Here is a 17,452-nt window from a genome sequence, read left to right as displayed (position 1 = left end):
TTCCGGATCAGGCCCGCCCGGAACCAGGACACCGGGTCGCAGCACACCGGGGCACCGGTGAACTGGTGGCGGCCGATCGGGGTTCCGACCATGGGGACGCTGGAGCCGGCGGCGAAGGGCCACATCCCGCAGATCTGGTTCGTCGACGCCCGGAACTCGGGCGCCGTAAACGCCACCCCCGCCGTCCCCATGTCCGGGCCCCGCCAGCCGAGCAGGCCCGGCCCGCGGGTCCCGTTCTCGGTGGTCGGGAGGCCGACGAGCTTCTTGCCGAGCTTGGTGATCGTGGCGAGCATCAGCGGCCCCTCCTCTGCGCGGTGGCCTTCCCGATCGCCCGGTGCAGCGGCAGCACGATCCCGAGCGGCAGCGCGGCTGCGAAGGCGGTGTCCTGCATCCCCGTCGCGATGCGGGTCTGCACTCGCGCGGCGCCGGTCATGCCCTCGATCGCGACGACGGCGTCGGGGATCTGGGACTCGTCGGTGAGGGTGGCGGTGATGAGCATCCCGAAGTTGACCAGGCCGGCTCCCTGGGCGACGGCTTCCTCGCGGCGCTTAGCGTTCTCCAGCGCGACCGCGTCCTGCGCACCCCCAGAAGAGAGAAACCCGCCGGTCTTGCGGTCGGCGACGGCGACGGTGTTCTGCACGGCGACGTCGATCGGCCGGTACAGCAGCGTCACCCGCTTCCTGGCGATGCGCGCGTGCGGGGCCAGCAGCGGCGCGAGGACGGTGGCGGTCCACATGCCCTGCGGCATGCCGGTCATCTGCCACGTCACCGACACCGCCGAGTCGTGGCGGTAGTGGCTCCATTCGGCGTCGGCGGCGACGGGGCCGACGTCGGACCAGGACAGGTCCGGGGTCTGGCCGTCGTGGTGGGCGGCCTCGATCGCGGTCTGCGCGGCCGGGTCGTAGCCCACCCGGATCACTTCGCACCACTCCTGCGCAGACAGGGGCCGGACCTGGCCGGCGCCGGTGATGCCGAGGATCTCGGCGAAGAATGGCACCCGGGCGGAGAGGTCCTGGCCCATCTGCAGCACCGACCGCTTCCCGCCCTCCGCGGTGCGGGTGGTGAACGTGATCGTCACGTAGGCCTGGAGCACGACGGCGCCGGAGGAGAGCAGCTGCAGCAGCTCGTCCAGGGCCTGCCGGGGAACGGCGTGGGCGTTCGGGTCGACGGAGGTCTGCACCAGACGGTGCAGCTTCGCGCCCGTGCCAGGGGCGGCCTCGACGATGATCTGGCAGGCCATCACGTCGGGCTCCACCGTGAACGAGCGCAGCGCCTCATCCAGGCCCCGCACCCAGGAGTCGATCTGGTGGTTGTCCACCAGCGCGCCGCCCTCGGGGCTGACCGCGAAGCCGAGGACGACGTGGCCGGGGTGGGGGTGGTGGATCAGCCCGAACGGACGTTCCCACGAGTCCCGGAACTCGCTCATCGTCGACGCCGCCGCGAGCCCGGGCAGCTCGTTCCGGCCCGACGCGATCGCCCCGACCGTGCCCGACCGGTACCGGGTCCGGCCCGCTCGCCGTGCGGAGGCGAAGCCCATGCGGGTGAGGGCCTTCTGCGACAGGGACCGGCCGTGCTGGTCCTTCCGGCTGGTCACCCACAGCGCGGCCGTCACCGGGGCGAACACCGCCAGGGCCGCCCACAGGTTCGACACCATGAGCGTGATGATCGACGCGATCAGTCCGCCGAACAGGACGATCGTTCCGACGAAGCTGAGGCCGAGGATCCCGGCCGAGCGGATCCGGTCGACGTGGGAGTAGACGCGAGGCTGCGCCGGCGTGCTGGTCATGACTGTTCTCCTGTGCTTCCTTCGGTCGCCTGCGCGGCGGCGTTTTTCGCGGCAAGACCCAGCTCCGCCGCCTTCTGAGCCGCGATCACGGCAGGAGCCGCGGGGCCCGCGGCCGTCGCGCCGGCGGATCCCGCGGCGGCAGCGCCCGAGCCTGCAGCGGCGCCGGACCCTGCGGCGGCGGCGCCCGACCCCGCGGCGGCTCCGGTGCCGGTGCTCGCGGCCGCGGTGCCGCTCCCGGACTCGGTCGCGGCGGTCTTGCCACTCGACGAGGCCGCGGCGGATCCCTCACCGGCGGAGGTGGACGGGCTCGACGTCGACGGCGCGGCACCGGTGCGGGACACGCTCGGCGCGGGCCCTGAGCCACTGCCGGTGGTGATCTGCTCGCTCGAGCTGGACGACGAGACGCTCTGCTGAGACTTGAAGCTGCTGCTGCGGACCGCGTGCGAGGCGAGCTCTCCGCCGACGCTTCCCGCTGCCGCGGCGAGAGCGACGCCGGCGCCAGCGCCGCCACCGCCCATCAGCGGTGACACGGCGGGGACCATGAACTTCATCAGCGCCGGCAGCGCCACCAGCGCCAGGCCGAGCATGAGGACGCCGAGCATCATCGTCATCAGCTGGTCCCACCCCTGGGTCCAGTCCGCGCCGACCATGAGGAACGCGATCCCGTACACCAGTACGGCGATGGGCTTGTAGAGGATGAACGCGATCAGCCAGCCGAGGTTCTTCTTGAACCAGGACTTCCCCATGTCGGTGTTCGTGAACGCCGCCGAGGTCGGCAGTGTCGCGGTTAGGAGCACGATCATCGCCGAGCGCAGCAGCATGAATCCGATCTGCACGATCCCGGCCAGCGCGGCGATGATCCCGACGACGACGACACCGAGGGCGCCCACTCCCCCGGTCGGTGAGGTGAGGCCGCCCATCAGTGCCATCAGGTTCGACCCGAACCCGCCCTCGCGTCCGGCGGTGAGCTCGATGAACCAGATCGAGAACCCGTCCGCGGCCTGCACGGCCAGCTGGATGCCCCACAAGCTCGCGGCCGCGACGACCAGCAGAGTGAGCAGCGATCGGAACAGGTCGATCAACGGTTCCTTGCGGAGCGTGAACGCTGTGCGGCCCGCGGCGAAGAGCACGGAGAACACCACCGCGGCGGCGGTCCACCACCACAGCGCGTCGCGCACGAAGGGGACCGTGCCGCCGCCGCCGGACATGCCCGGGAGGGCATATGACCCGACCAGGCCGGCCGCGCCGACGAGGAGGCCGGCGGCGGCGATGTAGCCGAGCTTGCCGACCTCGAGCAGGCCGTGGCCGCGATGGTGCGCCACCGCCATCCGGGCGCCGACGACCATCACCCCGACCAGGACCAGGACGACGCTGATGACCTGCACAGCGCCCAGCAGCTCCGTCACATTGGCGGCGTTCGGGGCTTGAGCGGCGCTGGTCGCGGAGGTGCCGTTGGCGTCGCCGATCAGGTTGGGGGTGCCGATGGCGAGCCAGCCAGCACCGATCGAGCCGGCGACGGTGCCGACGAACTCGGCGACCTTGTCGGCGATGTCCTGCAGCCACCAGTCGGCGATCGGGTTCGCAGCGAGCACGCTCATGATGCCGGCCCCCACGGGAGCAGACCGAGCCCGTCGAAGGACTTGACGGTGTCGAACTCATAGATCGGCAGCGACCCGCCGGTGCTCTCGTTGTAGTACCGCTTCCAATCCCCATCCACCCAGCGCAGCCGCACGGTGTCGACCGAGTTAGGGTACGCGCCGACGGTGGAAGTCGTGCCGACCTGGATCACCGCATCCGTGGCGGTGTAGGACTCGACGTGGACGCCGACGACCGAGACACCGTAGGAGGTAGGCACCCAGTTGCCGGCGGGCGGGTCGGCGGTGGGGTGGCTGCTGCGGCAGACGTCCTGACCGGCGCCCTCCGCCAGGCCTTCCTCGCAATACCCCCGCTCCGCGGCCCACGACTGGCCGTAGGGGAACTCCGCCCACGCGGCCGCGAGGACCGCACCCTCCAGCGTGTGCGCAAAGCAGGTGCGCACACCGGCGTCCGAGATCTTCGCCGGGCCCGCAGTGTCGCTGGCGGGCATCTGCCCGCCCTCGACGCTCTCCCACGACACCGTCGGCGCCGTGGTGAGCTCGCCGGACTCCTCGAAGCCCTCCAGACCGCAGACCGACTCCGCCCACGAGTCGTCGGTGGCCGACGGGGCGGGTGTCACCGGGATCGCGTCGCCCCCGCCCGGGCGCGTGGTGACGGTCCAGGTGACGACCCCGCCGAGAGCCACAAGGGCCACGGCGGCGACGATCAGCAGGATCGTGCGACGGTGGGGGTGCCGTCGGGTGTCGGTCATGACACGACGAATCCGACGATCGATACCGCCATCGCCACTACCGCGATTCCCGCGACCGCCCAGCCGAGGGTGCCGATGTGGGCGGCGCCATCGCCGCGGCCGTGGCTGATGGCCATGCGGGCTCCGGCGATAATGATGCCGGCCACACCAACACCGAGGGCATAGAACTTGATCACGCCCAGGATCGCGCTGACCTTGTCAGCGCCGGGCATGTTGTTGCCGCCCGACGGCTCCGGGAAGTCCACGGTGGGGACGGCCTGAATCAGGTCGGTGAGGGTGTGCAGGATCATCGGTTCGCTCCGTTCTTGAAGGTGCTCCGCCGCGGCGCGGCGAAGATCGGGGACAGACGCTTCACGGCCAGCAGCAGCCCGCCGCCGAGGACCGCGAGAATGCCCACGATCCCGGCAGGGCCCAGGGCGTCGATTTCGGCGCCGGTGTGTGCCAAGGTGGGGGATCCCGACTCGCTTCCTCCGGAGGAGCTGCCGCCGCTGCGGCTGCCGCTCGGGGACCCGGACGTGGAGGGTCCGCTGTCGGCGGGCTCATTCGACGGATCGGCCGCAGGAGCCGGTGATGCAGGCTCGGACGGCGTCACGGTCGGCTCCCCTGGATCCGTGGGATCCACCGGGTCCGTCGGGTCCGTGGGGTCGGTCGGATCGGTCGGATCGGTCGGGTCCGTCGGGTCCGTGGGGTCGTCCGCGTCGGCGGCCGCGTGCGCGGGCAGGGGTGCGGGAAGCGCCGAGACGGTAGGGCTGGCCTCTGGATCGGTCTGATCGGCGTGGGCGAGCACGGCGGGGCCGGCCAGCACGGCGGCACCGATCAGGGTGACCGTCGCCGCGGCGCGGAGCTTTCTGGACATGGTGGTCTGCCTTTCAGATGGGGTTAGCGATGTGGGTAAGCAGTGACGGAGTCGCCCTTGGCCAGGACGAGATCTCCGGCCGACGTAAGGCCAGTCGGCGTCGACGGCGGGGTCTGGTCCGAGACCACGACCGTTCCGTCCTCGAGCACGGCGGGACGGGTACCGGACGCGCCATAGAACCCCGACCCGAAACCGGTCGTGGCCGTGAACCCCGCATCCGGCGTCGACACCGCCCCGGCAGCCCCGTCGAACACCACGGCACCGGAGGCGGCTTGGGCAAAGTCCTGCGACCACACCAGATCGGTCCCCGCTGCCTGGCCCTGCAGCGCGCCGCTTGTCGCCGACGTCGCGACGACGGCCGGGCCTGCCGGCGTCGACCAGGTCGTGAAGATCGTGTCGCCGCTCGCCGCGAGCCAGCCCGAGAGCGTCGCACCCTGGGCCGGCGCGCTGATCGGGATGGTGCGGGCAACGGTGCCGACCGGAGAACCGACGAGCGCCTCCCCGCGTGACGACGCCCAGACCATGCCGTCGTCGGCGGTGACCCCGATCGGGACCGTGCCCGCGCGCGGGCTGGTGTAGCTCACCAGACCGTCCAAAGTCAGCAGCTGCGCCGTCGCCCACCCCTCATGGCCAGCGATGAGCGCCCCTGCCCTCAAGATGACGGTGGCGCCGTCCGGCAGCTGAGCCTGCACCGGAGCAGCGTCACCGAACCAGGACGTGAGGGTCGACCCGTCCAGCAGCACGAGCCCCGGAACGCCACCGACGCTCACGGGGAGGAACTCCGCCGAATCAGCCGCCGTCTCGGTCGTCACGGTCACGCCCGAGTTGTCCAGCACGGTCGCCTTGCCGGCGCCGAGAATCCCGACACGGGAGCCGTCGGCGCTGAGCACGACGTCGGCGGCCGCGCCCGACCACGACCAGGCCGGCGCGGCGTTCCAGCCCGTCAGCGGCACTGCAGCCGCGGCGGCAGGCGCCGGCCTGGTCGTGGTGGAGGGTCCGGTGAGCAGGCCGGTCACACCCCACACCACGGCGGCGATGAGGACCAACCCGGCTACCACGGTCGCCGCGGCGACGAGAGGACCTCGCCGGCGGAACGGACGAACTGGGAGCACCCGCCGTGCCAGGGCCCCGCTGGGACGGAGCACGAGCTCCTTACCCGGAGCGACCCTGCCGGGAAGATCCAGCACGCGAAGCTGAGGCGCCGCGGCCGGGAGCGGCTGCACGTCGATCAGGCCGTCCTCGGCCGCGCTGGCGGGCTCGTCGGCGTCGAGCTGAACCGGAGGGCTGACCACGACGTCGTCGATGTCCTCCGGTTCAACCACGATCACCGGTGCCGACGGTTCTGCAGGCGCAGGCGCAGGCTGTCGGAGATCTCCGATCAGGTCGCGCGCGACACGTCGAGGAATGGTGAGGTCGCTGATATCGGGCACGTCGATCGCGGCACCACAGGAGGTGCAGAACCGTGCATGCGCGCGCCGGATCGGGGCATGGCAGCTCTCGCAGACCGTCGTCTCAGTCCCCGCGCTCACTGCCATGAGTCCGTCTCCCGGTTCCGGAGCGGCGCGTCGACCTCCACGCCCTCGCCCGCGGTGAGCGCCTGCAGCCCGAGTGCGCAGACACTCCCCCAGCCGCCGTGAGTGACGGTGTCCACGATCCAGGTCGCGACGTCGGCAAGGCTGCTGAGGATCCCCGTTGTCGCGAGGGTGCGTGCAACGACACGGGCACCGGGCGCCCGAAGGTGCCAGGCGCGGCCGTTGAAAGTGTGCGCGGTGACCCGGATCAACTGGCCGCCGTCCGGGGCCGCGTCGGGCTCGGTACCGACGGCCGCCCATTCCAGGCGACGCCAGCGCAACCGTGTGCCGACAGGGACAGTCCCAGCGTCGAGCGCACGGATGGTTGAGGAGTGTACGACATCGGACGCGCGGGAGGTCGGCGACATTGGTCTGCTCCTTGGGAGGGGGTGAACGGGGTGGGTGTGAGCGGTGTAGACGGTCGCCCGATCCGATCCCGACGTTGTGGACACGCGCACAACGCCTTGACGGTTCTGATGCAGAGCAGAAGAGCCTGATGGGGTTTAGCTCCCATTGGTTGCTCGGCAGCAACGAAACAAGCAGTAGGCGCTGTCTTTCGCGGAGGCTGACCCTAGTGGCCACGTTCGGCTCATTGCCCGTGCGGGTTTGATGCTGCAGCCCTTCGCCGCGGCTCGGCTCGGCGAGATCCTTTCCACGCTCGGAAAGGAGCCGCGTGGGATAAGAGCCCTATGGTCGATGGAGCCAGGTCACGAGCGGCGAGGGCTAGGAAGTTGTGCGCGAGCTCTGCTCAGCAGACGACATGCGCGGTTGTTGTCGGTAAGACACCGGGCTGGGTGTAACCATGGGTATGGCCCTTCCGTGGGTCGGGGCCTGGTGGTCTCCTACAACTAGCCAGGCCCCTCTTCGAGTGACGACATCTTGAAGTGCCGGGCACCCGGGATTGGAGTACTCCAATGGTAACCGATACCGCCCGGACTGGTGAAGGACTTGTCGTAATCTTCAAAGGGTGCCATGGCCGTCGCAGAATTAGCCTTGTTTGGAATTGACTGATGAGTGACAACAGCTCGGAGGATCTGTTGGCGGCCGCCGGCCAGATGCTCGGCAATCAGGCGCGTAACGAGGTGCTGAGGGTGCTTGTGCGCCGCGGTGAAGTGTCGGTGCCTACAATCGCCAAAGAAACGCACATTCGGGCTGACACCGTTACTCGCCACATCAACGAGCTCGAGGATCTCGGAGTGGCGAAAATTGACCTTCCCCGCGGCTCCCGCCACGGCCGGCGTTTCACAGTGCGGCTCGACCGCGAGCGTTACAAGGCGTTGTTCAATGCATGGGTCGGCGCCATGGACAGCGAGTCCTAGGAACGATCGAAGTCGCCACGGCTCTGCGCTTCTATCAGTGCAGTGATCGCTCGGAGGCTCTCCGGAGTAAGTTCGCCTAGGGCGCGGGTAGCAAACTTCTGGATTTTGTCCTGCCTGATCCTCTGAATCAGTTCGCGCTGGGCTAGAAGCCGCTCGGGCAGCTCTGGGTCGTCCCAATTGAGAAGAAAGTCTGGCTCGACACTGAACAAACGAGCGAGGCCACGCAGGAGGGCATTATCGGTCGTCAACGCACCCTCACCATTGATGAGGTAGTGCCACCGGCCCGATGACACGTGAACCCCCTCTTCTGCCAGTGCAGACTTCACCTCGGCGTAGTTATAGGGCGCACCGCGCTCGGCGGTCGCGAGATCCTGGAGCAACTGAATTCGACGTGCAAGCTCGCGGGTGCGCGCACGCACCGCGTCATCAGGACTCTCTGTCACTTCGTACTTCCGGTCGGGTCGGGGTACTTGTTCCTTCATAACTTAGGGGAGCTGTCAACCACCGCTCGATAGTTTGCTCAAACCGGCCGGGTTCTGTGTTCGCCTCCATCGCATGCGGCGCAGGAGAAAAGACAATCAGAACCGAATCCTCGTGCGCGTCCACCAGCATCCGAGAAAGCTCAAGAGGGACGAGCTGGTCGGCAGGGTTATGGATCACACGCAAGGGAGCGGTCACGCTCGATCCCAGGGTCCAGTTGAGCTCGCTGACCTCCACCGCAGCAGGAGTGCCGACAAGTCGGTGCCCCAGTCTGCTGCCGAGCATCCAGCAGGTAAGGTCACCGACCCATGCGGGCAGCTTGGCATCTCGCGCCCCATGCCTGATCACTCTGCGCCAGTCGCTCACCGGTGCGATCAGCACCAACCCCTGGACGTCGGACCGGTGCCTTGACTCCGCGAGACGCAGGGCAATGGTCCCTCCCAGCGACCATCCCACGAGAATTACGCCCGGCGCGCCGTGCCTCATCGCGTAGTCGATCGCGGCACCCACATCGATGCTCTCGTCCTGCCCTAACGTAGATGCGTTTCCTGGGTAGGACGGCCCCTCGGAGTCGCCGCGCCACGACGGAATGAGCGAGGTCATCCCGAGTTTCGTCGCAACCTGGACGCCAGGAAGTACAACGCGACGCTCGGTCCGGATACCGTGCAGATGAAGAACCCATGGCCGTCTCGCCGTTCCCTCGACGAGCCATGCCGGCGCCGGACCCAGGTCTGTTTTCACCTCGACGGCGGAGAAGCCGACGCCAAACTCACCAGGGTCTTTGTAAAGATCCCGGCGGAACTCGACGGTGTCACCCTTTGACAACGGTGAGCCGAACCGTTCGACCACGGCGCGTCTCACGAGCCCATCAGTCACAGAAAGGACGTCGCCGACGATTACGTGGTCTTCCGGGGAGCGCCAGATCCCGAACCGTCCCGGTCTCAAGGTGTCCTCCGTCCTTGGCAGGACCACTTCCAGCTCCGAGGCGTCCTGCAGATGCAAGGTCCGGGCGGCGCTGGGCATGACGACTTTCCTGCCCGCGGCTCGACCGACCGCTGCCGCTGCCGCCGCTGCCGCTGCCGCGAGGCCTAGGCCTAGGCCGGCGAAAACAACTCCTTGGAACATCCTCGCGTTACCTCTCACCTGAGCCACTCTCGAAATTGTGAAGCACCAACGTTCGACTCATGCGTCGTTCAATCCTCGACACGATGCGTTCATGACCAGCCGACAGCTCGATGGAATCGAGCAACTGGCGGTCTCGAATTTTCATCAGGACGATGTACGCGGCGGACTCAGGTGATCCCGTGAATGGCCCGCCGACCTGAGGAACGTCGTAGCCCCCTTGGCTCGAGGGATACAGGCGGTTGATCCGGAGCAATCGAAGCAAGTGCGCCCGCCAGGCGAGCTCTCGCGTGACCAAGACGACAAACCCGAAAGCTGCGAAGACGATGCCTGTGTAGAAGAAGAGCGCGAAGATCGTCGTTAACGCGTCATCGGATCTTGGCGGAAGTGTTCTCGCAAAAACCAGAACGCAGTGGATGGCCAGCGCTAGACACGCCGCGGCGATCATGAACGCCCCGATGACGAACAATCCGAAGATGCTCTTGAAGATCGAGAACGCCTCAACTGCCGCGGTGGCGGCAATCCAGAGCACTCCGCCGGTGTAGAGCAACGCCCAAATCAGGCCGGCGGGCGACAACACTGCCTGATTCACGAAGTTCTCATCTGTGCCTTCGCGACCGGGAATAAGTACAAAGGCAATCACCTGGACGACCACCAGGGTCAGGAGTACGAGCCGGTTTCCGCGGGGTCGGGGCGGAGTGATCTGCAATCGAATTGCGTCACGCAAGAACCAGAAAGCGATCGTAGGAAGCACAGTCTTGCCCAAGGAGACGATGTTGGCACCGCCGAGAAGCGCATCGATGTCTTCAAGCGGCACGATAGCTCCTACCGTCAGAAGCCCCAAAATCCCGGCTCCAGTGGCAATCCAGGCCGGGCGCTGCTGAGGCTGCTTGAGCGCTACCGGCGTGCGGAGCAGGAACAGCGCGATCAGGATGCCAAAAGTGATCAGAACCGCCAGGGGGATGGATCGCATCAGGAGATCCCAAAAGCTCCAGACCTTACGGCGGGCAACAGGAGCTCTGCGAAGGCGTAGGCGCCTCGCTCAGCGTCGAGCTCCTCCGCCTTCCGCAGCGCAGCCTCGTCTGAGGCGCTGGCTGCAACGTCCACCTGGAGACTTCGGGCGCGAACCTTCATCGCACCACCTACGCCAAGACGGTTGATCGTCTCTGATGAGACCCCGTTGAGAATTGTGCACCCGTCGTGGCCGAGCAGGATGTGAGCCAGCTCGTGAAAGCAGGCATGCTGGCGATACAGCGGTGGGTCGTTCTTGCGGAAGTAGATCCAGTACGCGCCGTCGCCGTCCTGGATCATCAGTCCGCTCGGAATCGCCGTGTCGGCGACCCCGTGGGTGTAGATGGGGTGCCCGATATGGAGCCCGATTCGCCGCTTCAGCGTGTCCCAAGTAACTCCAGGATGAAGGTCCAAGTCGGCGAGGGTCATCTCGATTGTCCGGCCCTCTGGGCGGGGGTTCGGTCGGACTGCTGACACGGAAGATCCTCTAAGGTCTTGAAATGGACAAGCATTGGAGCGCTCCAACAGTTACCGTAGATGTTGGCGCCTTTGAATCCTTTCTACTACATGATGTTGGCCCTGTGCTGAGCAGAAAGGTCGGGATCGAAACTGTCCGGTTGAGCGGAGGCGAAATGTTCGAGACATGTCCCATGGGAGGAGAATCTGATTCTGGAAGCCCAACACGCCGTCCCGCCTTCCAGATTCAGAATCTGAATGCTCCTAGATTCGACCGCATGACCAGGCAGCGATACCAAGGCGGCAGGCAGAGTAAGGGTGACCGGCGCGCAATCATCTCGCGCGTCCCTGTGCCGCTCGGTGACGCGGTGAGCCTCGCCGCTCACCAGCGAGGAATGAGCGTAAATGACTTCGTCGCCTCAGTCCTAGCGCGTGAAGTCGGCATGGCCGACCTTGCGCCTCAAACTCCCCTGCTTCCCCTACAGGAGGAGTTGCCCATCAGCGCGTAAATGAAAGAGCCCGCCGCGGTGCGGCGGGCGTCTCCCACATTCGCTCGAGCTATCCAAGCTTGCCGGCACGAAAGCTCCGAGCTCCTCAGATTCACCGCCCTCACGGGAGGCTTTTCTATGTCTCAAAGCGTAAGCAGTCCATGGCCAGATCTGTCTGAGAGTTTCGGCGTGTCACCAAATACCCACGGCGCCGCTGAGGCACGCAATACCAGTCGGGAGGCCCTCCCATGACCCGCAAATGAAGAAGGCCCGTCGCACGCGACGGGCCCAAACTCTCCGACGATCTCCGACCCGCACAAGTTTGGCGACTACCCGGGCCGAGACCGCTGACACAACCGGCATGTGCCGGCCATTTTCTGTACCCACCGAAGTGGAGACACCCCATCGTAACTCGTGCTCGCCGACCAGTCGCAGCAGCAGACCCTCACGGCGTGTCACCAAACACCCACGCACCGTCACCAGACACCCACGCGTCACTCAATACCCACGACGCATGGCAACTCACCCGCCGAATCAGCCCACGCGACAGCGTCCGAACCATGGTTCGGGAAGCAGACGGCGGCCTTCACATCAACGCCTACCCGCACCTACACACGCTCAGCACCCAGGCCCCCAGCACTCCCTGGTGCATGAGGCTCGCCGACACGGACGGCACCTTCAAGCAGCTCTGCTTCGACTTCGACGCCAAGACCGACGACGACGCGGCCGTCGAAGACAGCGAGGCTCTCGCCGCACACCTCACCACACTCGGTATCCCCCACGTACTCTGCGAATCATCCAGCAGCGGCGGCCGCCACCTCTGGATCGCGCCCGCGGGCGGATACAGCAGCGCCCAAACCGCAGCCCTCGCCATCGCCGCACGAGCCCACTACCGCACCCTCGACCACGGCATGCTCCTCAACCCCCGCGAAGGCGCCGCAAGACCACCACTCTCCCCCCACCGCAACGGCAGCCACTCCCGCATCCTCCACGGCACCCCACACGCCCTCCTCGAGCCAGCGGCGGACCCGCAACAACTCGACGCGCTCACAGAACTCCTGCGCGCCACCGCACCAGCCAGCCACCCCGCCGATAGCTCACCCTCAGGCCCCACAAGCAACCACAACCCCCACCGCACACTCAGCCGCTGGGGAAAAGCCCACATGGCCACAACCCGGGGCGGAACAAACCCCAGCTGGACCGCCTTCATGTGCCTACTCGCCGCCGCCAGCGCCGGCTGGAGCCTCCGCGACGTCGAACACGCCGCACGTACCGCACCCGGCATGGAGCACTACCGCACCAAGAACACCGGACGCGGCACCCGCCGACCCCGCTCCACCAGCGAAGCAACCGAACGACTACACCGGCAATGGCTCAAAGCACTAGGCATCGCCCAGCTGCACAGCACAACCCCGCAAAACAGCGAACCCCGCGACCTGTCAGACCTCAGCGAGCTCCTAGACCGCACCCAAACCCTCCTCAACACCCTCCACACCAGCCCCGGCCGCTGGACCCGCACCGAAGCCGCAGCAAACCAACGCAGCGTCCTCATCGCCCTGGCCCACCTCATGGTCCAAACCGGCAAGACCACAGTCGCGGCCTCAATCCGAGACCTCGGACTACTCGCAGGCATCGGGAGAACCACCGCGGCTACAGCACTCCGCACCCTTGTGGACAACGGATGGATCACCAAAGTGCACCCCACCGACGGCCCCAACGCTGCAGAATTCGAGCTCTCGCACCGATTTTCCACATCGTCAGGCAACGTCCGGTCACAGCCATTTAAGAACCCCCGCCCCCCCACCGAACTCTTCACGGCACGCAGCGTCATCGCACAACAACTCACCGATCTTTTGACAGACCAGCGCCACGACCTCTTTACACGCGCCGGCTTCGGCCACCGCACCGGCATGGTCTACGCCCATCTGCGTTCAATCGATCGAAGCGTCACCAAAGACACACTCGCCTCCACCCTGGGGCTGGACCCCCGCACTGCAAGCCGCGCGCTGGGACTACTGCGCTCGGCGAGGCTTGTCGTCAAGCGCTCCACCGGATGGGCACGATCTAGACAGGATCGGCGCGACACCGTCGCGCGTCAGCTCGGCATCAGGGGCACGCTTCAGGCCCGCGCTGAGCGTTATCGTAGGGAGCGAGAACAGTGGGCCTGGTGGCTGGCGGAATATGCGACTATGACGAGCCAGCCACGCCAACGACCTCGAAGACACCACGTCACCAGCCGGCTGCTCTTCACCGCAGATGAGGGTGGGGAGCGAAATTGGCCGCGATATCCACGCGATACGGTAGGACGCGCGGATCACCGCACAGCACGGACCTACGTCGACGCTGGCGTCCTCTCCCCCACCAGCCGATGGAAACTCGGGGACGTGGCCGCGTAGCGTCACCAACTACCCATCGTCGTCACCGACTACCCACTGGCAAGTGGCCGCGCCGCCTGCCCCTGCTGTGCGGGTGGGCGGGCCGGAGGCGGTGACGGTGAGTCGTTCTCGGTGGGTGTTTGGTGACAGGGGGCGCTGATCGTGTCAGCGGCAGCAAAGGCGGGGGTCTTTGGTGACACCAGTGCAAAGATGGGTATCTGGTGACACCCCAGCGGCTAGATCAGCTCGGCACGCCGTTTAGGCTCGGCCGCATGCGGACGCGATGGCCGAAGAACGAGATGTTCTCCTGTCACCTCTACCCTGAGCTCCGGATAGACAATCTGGACCTCACGCAGGTTCTTCACGAACTGAGCCTTGAACTGCCTCAGCGAACCGTACTGACCACCGAACTGCTGATTCAGCTCCGCCCACGTCACCCTCGCCGTGGTCTCAAGCGTGTGCGCCCGATACGTCGCCCACAGATAGATATCCAGGCGCATTGGAGAGGCCCCGAGAGCCTTCATCGCCTCAAGATTCACCGGAATGGGCGCATCAACAATCGACCGGAAGAACTGATCTGAAAGCGTCACCGTCGACGCCCACAACCCCCGAGTGCCCTGCAACTCGTCATCATTTGAGAACCACAACTGAACCGCATCAGCAATCTGGAAGTACTGAGACTTCTCGCCATACCCCGAATCCGTCATCGCCAACCCACGGACCTGGAGCTGAGAGCCGAACAGCCGCTGCAGCTGATCCGTCAAACGCTTAGCGTCTCGACCTCCCTTGGCCAGCCCGATCTTCTGCATGAACGAGGACATGCTTGACCCCAACTGGAGCACCGGGCTCTGGGTCTGAACGGCCTCAGTAGCAATCCACGTCAGAGCATGGCGGGGCAACAAACCGTAGGCAAACCCCTCGTAACGCGACCCGTCGAGAGCCGTCAGAAGTGCCGGACGCATCGTCAACGTGACGGGTCCATTCCGACGCTCCCAGTAGTTCACATTCCCCGGATCGCGATACGGCAGCGACACCTGGGCCCAAACCCTTGCGCTATATCCAACTAGAGGATCGCTCTCGGACAACTCTTGGGCCGCTGCATACGCAAGCGCCTTCTGATGGTCCCGCCCGACCCGTGGATCCCCTCCGGGCTGATCATCTTCGTTAAAGGCAGAACTCATCGAGAGCCTGCTTCCACGTTCTGACCCCACTTTTCCATGATCGCCATCTCGACCGCCTGCCGAAGGCTCAGGCCATGCACCTCGATCGCGGAGTCCAGGACCTCACGACACTCAGGAGATACGCGAGTGTTCATCTGGATAGTCGCTTCGTGCTGACGCTTGCTTGTCCGGCTCGGCAACGGAAAGACCTCCCTGTAGCTAGCTAGCTAGTGTCTAGAGGAATTATCGTGTCGACAGCGGGTTCTCTGCTGCTTTCTAGAGCGTGTCGAACGGATCTATTGAAGAGGCCGACCAGGTGGAAGATTCGTGCTGGACCGCGTGTAGGGCACACCCCCGTTGTAGAGCTCCTCTCGTCGCCGGCACTCCGCCTCGAGTAGAGCCGTGAGCATGGCGCCCCAGCTCTCGTCGCCTTCTTGAACTCGCGTGGCCTTGAACATTGCTCGAGCCCGTTCACGAAGATCCAGCGGCAACTGCCATGTGATCTTCGTCACCGCCGCGTGGGCGGGCGGCACGGGCTCATCCGGGGCTTGGATATTGCGCACGGGGGGGTCTGTCCAGGCAGGCGCCTGTGCAGTTGGCCGAGGAGGTGAGGCGGCGGGCTGAGTGAGCGGGGCTTCCGGAAGTGCGGTCCGCTGCTTCTCTGTCGCCACGGCGCCTTGAGCTTGATGCGTCGCGGGCGCAGCGGCCGCAGTTACTTCATCGGTCACTACAGGCGATGGAGCAGGTCGCCGGTTGCGCGTCAGCAGACCTGTCGCCTTCCGCGGCGGAGGGCCTCCAACGAACCGATTCGCAACAGGCTCCACGTCATCTGCCATGAGTAGCTCCTTCGGTCTCTGACTGCTGCTCCATCGCTGTCAGTCGTTCAACAAACTCCTTGGTGACTGCCTGCAAGTCGTCGGCCACGCTCTTAGCCGAGGCCGGCCCAATCCGCTCAATCGGCTCCCCCGTCCTCAGGCGCTCGTACCACTTCGGCCCTCGCTGAACCTTCGCGTCGAGCTCATGAACGAGAAGTCCCTTATCCCGAGCTGAATTCGCCGTAGCCTCGGCATGACGGACGAAGGAGGCAAACACCCGTTCATGAGCGTCCTTGACTTCGTCTGGGCCGGCGTCGTCAGAAACGAGGACCGATACGATTTGCGAGACAAAGTCGTTTCGAACCTTCATCGCGCTCGTTCCGGTAGCGAAGAGCACAATGCCGAGCAAGTCAATCTGGGGATTGAGATCGATGACCTCACTCAGACGCGAAGCTGTAAGAGCGAGGCCCTCAAGGCTGGCCCGGTCGGTCTTGACTGGCACGAGGACATAACGGGACGCGACGACCGCAGCCGATTGAATGATGTCGCTACTCGGAGGGCAGTCGAGGAGAATGATGTCGTAGTTGGCAGCCAACGGCGCTAGAGCGTTTGCGACGGTGAGGCGAGAGTCCGCCTGCCGGCTTGCAGCGCCCGAGGAGAGCGCCGCCGCGGCCTGCTCCAACATGCTTCCACCGATAACTACGTCCAGGTTGTCTCGCACCGAGACGGTCGACATCTCGCTGCCCAGGACGAGCGAGGTGAACAGGGCGCGACCGTCGTCATCCTGAGGTGTCCCCCGGTATCCCAGATCCAGGCCCAGATTGCCTTGTGGGTCAAGGTCGACGATCAAGACCCGCCAACCAGACGCCGCGAGCAAACCACCGAGGTTCGCGGCTAGCGTTGTCTTACCGACACCGCCCTTGTTGTTGATAACCGCTACGACTCGTTGCAGTGCTTGGCGATCATCTATCTCGGGCACTCGGATTCCTCTCCTGTCGCCTACATCGACGCGAAATGCAAACAACGCTGGTAAAGCGGGTGTTACCAGCATAGCAAGCGTTGCTGACTTTGCCCGAAAAGCTGGTAAGGCAAGAAATGCAAGTGTTGCATGCATCGCCGAATAGCTTCTACATTGCTTTCAAAAACGGAATGCAATCGAACCTGGATATGAAATCAAAACCAGTAATGCATCCTTAACCAGTATTGCAAGCAAGCGGCAGAGAACGGCGGAAATGGGCGAAATCGCCGAGAATCGACGAACCGAAGCGGCGCGACCAAAGCGGCGACAGAGGGGTCTCGACGACCCACAAGGGCCTTCTGTGGCGTGCCAGAGGGGCCAGCTCGCAGCGAGCCGCTCCTCGCGTAGTCCTAGCCGAGGCAGGTCATGGAACATACGTTCGAGTGAAGCCCACCGCGATCTCGGGTCGCAAATCAACCCACCGGACGCCTGGGGATCGCGCTTGACCCTGACGACCCAATCGTCACCATTTCAGAAGTCGTCAAGTCCGTCGAAAAAGGAGCGGGGAGGGGGAGGTGGTAGCGGCCGGGCTGGCACACGGAATTTGGAGAACTTACCGCAGAAGCCGCGCGAATCGAGCTCCTCTCTCACAATTCGATCTGATTGATCGGGAAGGAGAGGACGCGCAGCTCGGGGCGGTCAAGCGGC

Annotated in this window: 16 protein-coding genes; 2 read left to right on the top strand and 14 right to left on the bottom strand. The window is 65.6% G+C overall.

Annotation, left to right across the window (positions count from 1 at the left end; all coding sequences use genetic code 11):
- Window positions 1-292: 292 nt before the first annotated feature.
- From IEX69_RS19930 to IEX69_RS19900, 7 genes are all read right to left on the bottom strand, one after another.
- Complete coding sequence (locus IEX69_RS19930) at window positions 293-1,786, bottom strand: SCO6880 family protein (RefSeq protein WP_085021790.1); 1,494 nt, start codon at window positions 1,784-1,786, stop codon at window positions 293-295.
- Window positions 1,783-3,384, bottom strand: a complete 1,602-nt coding sequence (locus IEX69_RS19925) for a hypothetical protein (RefSeq protein ID WP_157127521.1) — start codon at window positions 3,382-3,384, stop codon at window positions 1,783-1,785. The genes IEX69_RS19930 and IEX69_RS19925 overlap by 4 nt, the downstream gene beginning before the upstream one ends.
- On the bottom strand, window positions 3,381-4,133 hold the full coding sequence (locus IEX69_RS19920; protein ID WP_085021792.1) for a DUF8175 domain-containg protein: 753 nt from the start codon (window positions 4,131-4,133) through the stop codon (window positions 3,381-3,383). The genes IEX69_RS19925 and IEX69_RS19920 overlap by 4 nt, the downstream gene beginning before the upstream one ends.
- The gene (locus IEX69_RS19915) at window positions 4,130-4,423 is read right to left on the bottom strand and encodes a hypothetical protein (protein ID WP_085021793.1); all 294 of its coding nucleotides are present in this window, start codon (window positions 4,421-4,423) and stop codon (window positions 4,130-4,132) included. Before IEX69_RS19915 ends, IEX69_RS19920 begins: the two co-directional genes overlap by 4 nt.
- Window positions 4,420-4,989 (bottom strand): hypothetical protein, encoded by a 570-nt coding sequence (locus IEX69_RS19910; RefSeq protein WP_085021794.1) that lies wholly within the window; start codon window positions 4,987-4,989, stop codon window positions 4,420-4,422. The genes IEX69_RS19915 and IEX69_RS19910 overlap by 4 nt, the downstream gene beginning before the upstream one ends.
- A 23-nt stretch (window positions 4,990-5,012) precedes the next feature.
- Entirely contained in the window at window positions 5,013-6,311 is a 1,299-nt protein-coding gene (locus IEX69_RS19905; protein WP_188760991.1) for a hypothetical protein, read from the bottom strand.
- A 203-nt stretch (window positions 6,312-6,514) separates the two neighbouring features.
- Window positions 6,515-6,928 (bottom strand): hypothetical protein, encoded by a 414-nt coding sequence (locus tag IEX69_RS19900; RefSeq protein ID WP_085021796.1) that lies wholly within the window; start codon window positions 6,926-6,928, stop codon window positions 6,515-6,517.
- A 642-nt stretch (window positions 6,929-7,570) separates the two neighbouring features.
- Between IEX69_RS19900 and IEX69_RS19895 the strand changes: the two genes are divergently transcribed.
- A complete protein-coding gene (locus IEX69_RS19895; protein ID WP_085021797.1) occupies window positions 7,571-7,879 on the top strand; it encodes an ArsR/SmtB family transcription factor in 309 nt (102 codons plus the stop codon).
- Here the strand turns inward: IEX69_RS19895 and IEX69_RS19890 are convergent.
- The 4 genes from IEX69_RS19890 to IEX69_RS19875 form a co-directional block, all read right to left on the bottom strand.
- Complete coding sequence (locus tag IEX69_RS19890; RefSeq protein WP_157127522.1) at window positions 7,876-8,322, bottom strand: hypothetical protein; 447 nt, start codon at window positions 8,320-8,322, stop codon at window positions 7,876-7,878. The genes IEX69_RS19895 and IEX69_RS19890 overlap by 4 nt on opposite strands.
- Window positions 8,306-9,382, bottom strand: coding sequence for an alpha/beta hydrolase family protein (locus tag IEX69_RS19885; protein WP_085021799.1), 1,077 nt, complete (start codon window positions 9,380-9,382; stop codon window positions 8,306-8,308). The genes IEX69_RS19890 and IEX69_RS19885 overlap by 17 nt, the downstream gene beginning before the upstream one ends.
- 109 nt (window positions 9,383-9,491) lie before the next feature.
- Window positions 9,492-10,454, bottom strand: a complete 963-nt coding sequence (locus IEX69_RS19880) for a hypothetical protein (RefSeq protein ID WP_085021800.1) — start codon at window positions 10,452-10,454, stop codon at window positions 9,492-9,494.
- Complete coding sequence (locus IEX69_RS19875; protein ID WP_157127524.1) at window positions 10,454-10,969, bottom strand: hypothetical protein; 516 nt, start codon at window positions 10,967-10,969, stop codon at window positions 10,454-10,456. The genes IEX69_RS19880 and IEX69_RS19875 overlap by 1 nt, the downstream gene beginning before the upstream one ends.
- Window positions 10,970-12,086: 1,117 nt before the next feature.
- On the opposite strand from IEX69_RS19875, the gene IEX69_RS19870 reads away from it, so the two are divergent.
- Entirely contained in the window at window positions 12,087-13,832 is a 1,746-nt protein-coding gene (locus IEX69_RS19870; protein ID WP_229756495.1) for a hypothetical protein, read from the top strand.
- Between the two features lie 215 nt (window positions 13,833-14,047).
- Here the strand turns inward: IEX69_RS19870 and IEX69_RS19865 are convergent, their stop codons facing one another.
- From IEX69_RS19865 to IEX69_RS19855, 3 genes are all read right to left on the bottom strand, one after another.
- Window positions 14,048-14,845, bottom strand: coding sequence for a replication protein RepA (locus tag IEX69_RS19865; protein WP_174604633.1), 798 nt, complete (start codon window positions 14,843-14,845; stop codon window positions 14,048-14,050).
- Window positions 14,846-15,267: 422 nt separating this feature from the next.
- Entirely contained in the window at window positions 15,268-15,807 is a 540-nt protein-coding gene (locus IEX69_RS21275; RefSeq protein ID WP_506256322.1) for a ParB family protein, read from the bottom strand.
- Complete coding sequence (locus tag IEX69_RS19855) at window positions 15,797-16,765, bottom strand: ParA family protein (RefSeq protein WP_229756494.1); 969 nt, start codon at window positions 16,763-16,765, stop codon at window positions 15,797-15,799. The genes IEX69_RS21275 and IEX69_RS19855 overlap by 11 nt, the downstream gene beginning before the upstream one ends.
- Window positions 16,766-17,452: the final 687 nt, after the last annotated feature.

Origin of the sequence: Cnuibacter physcomitrellae, from assembly GCF_014640535.1 — a bacterium.
Lineage (GTDB): Bacteria > Actinomycetota > Actinomycetes > Actinomycetales > Microbacteriaceae > Cnuibacter > Cnuibacter physcomitrellae.
Note: the sequence above shows the minus strand (reverse complement) of the source record. Positions and strands in the feature narration are given on the sequence as shown.

Excerpts from the sequence above, each read along its gene's own strand:
- IEX69_RS19930 (WP_085021790.1), bottom strand. The coding sequence starts at position 1,786 with ATGACCAGCACGCCGGCGCAGCCTCGCGTCTACTCCCACGTCGACCGG.
- IEX69_RS19925 (WP_157127521.1), bottom strand. The coding sequence starts at position 3,384 with ATGAGCGTGCTCGCTGCGAACCCGATCGCCGACTGGTGGCTGCAGGAC.
- IEX69_RS19920 (WP_085021792.1), bottom strand. The coding sequence starts at position 4,133 with ATGACCGACACCCGACGGCACCCCCACCGTCGCACGATCCTGCTGATC.
- IEX69_RS19915 (WP_085021793.1), bottom strand. The coding sequence starts at position 4,423 with ATGATCCTGCACACCCTCACCGACCTGATTCAGGCCGTCCCCACCGTG.
- IEX69_RS19910 (WP_085021794.1), bottom strand. The coding sequence starts at position 4,989 with ATGTCCAGAAAGCTCCGCGCCGCGGCGACGGTCACCCTGATCGGTGCC.
- IEX69_RS19900 (WP_085021796.1), bottom strand. The coding sequence starts at position 6,928 with ATGTCGCCGACCTCCCGCGCGTCCGATGTCGTACACTCCTCAACCATC.
- IEX69_RS19895 (WP_085021797.1), top strand. The coding sequence starts at position 7,571 with ATGAGTGACAACAGCTCGGAGGATCTGTTGGCGGCCGCCGGCCAGATG.
- IEX69_RS19885 (WP_085021799.1), bottom strand. The coding sequence starts at position 9,382 with ATGCCCAGCGCCGCCCGGACCTTGCATCTGCAGGACGCCTCGGAGCTG.
- IEX69_RS19880 (WP_085021800.1), bottom strand. The coding sequence starts at position 10,454 with ATGCGATCCATCCCCCTGGCGGTTCTGATCACTTTTGGCATCCTGATC.
- IEX69_RS19870 (WP_229756495.1), top strand. The coding sequence starts at position 12,087 with ATGAGGCTCGCCGACACGGACGGCACCTTCAAGCAGCTCTGCTTCGAC.
- IEX69_RS21275 (WP_506256322.1), bottom strand. The coding sequence starts at position 15,807 with ATGGCAGATGACGTGGAGCCTGTTGCGAATCGGTTCGTTGGAGGCCCT.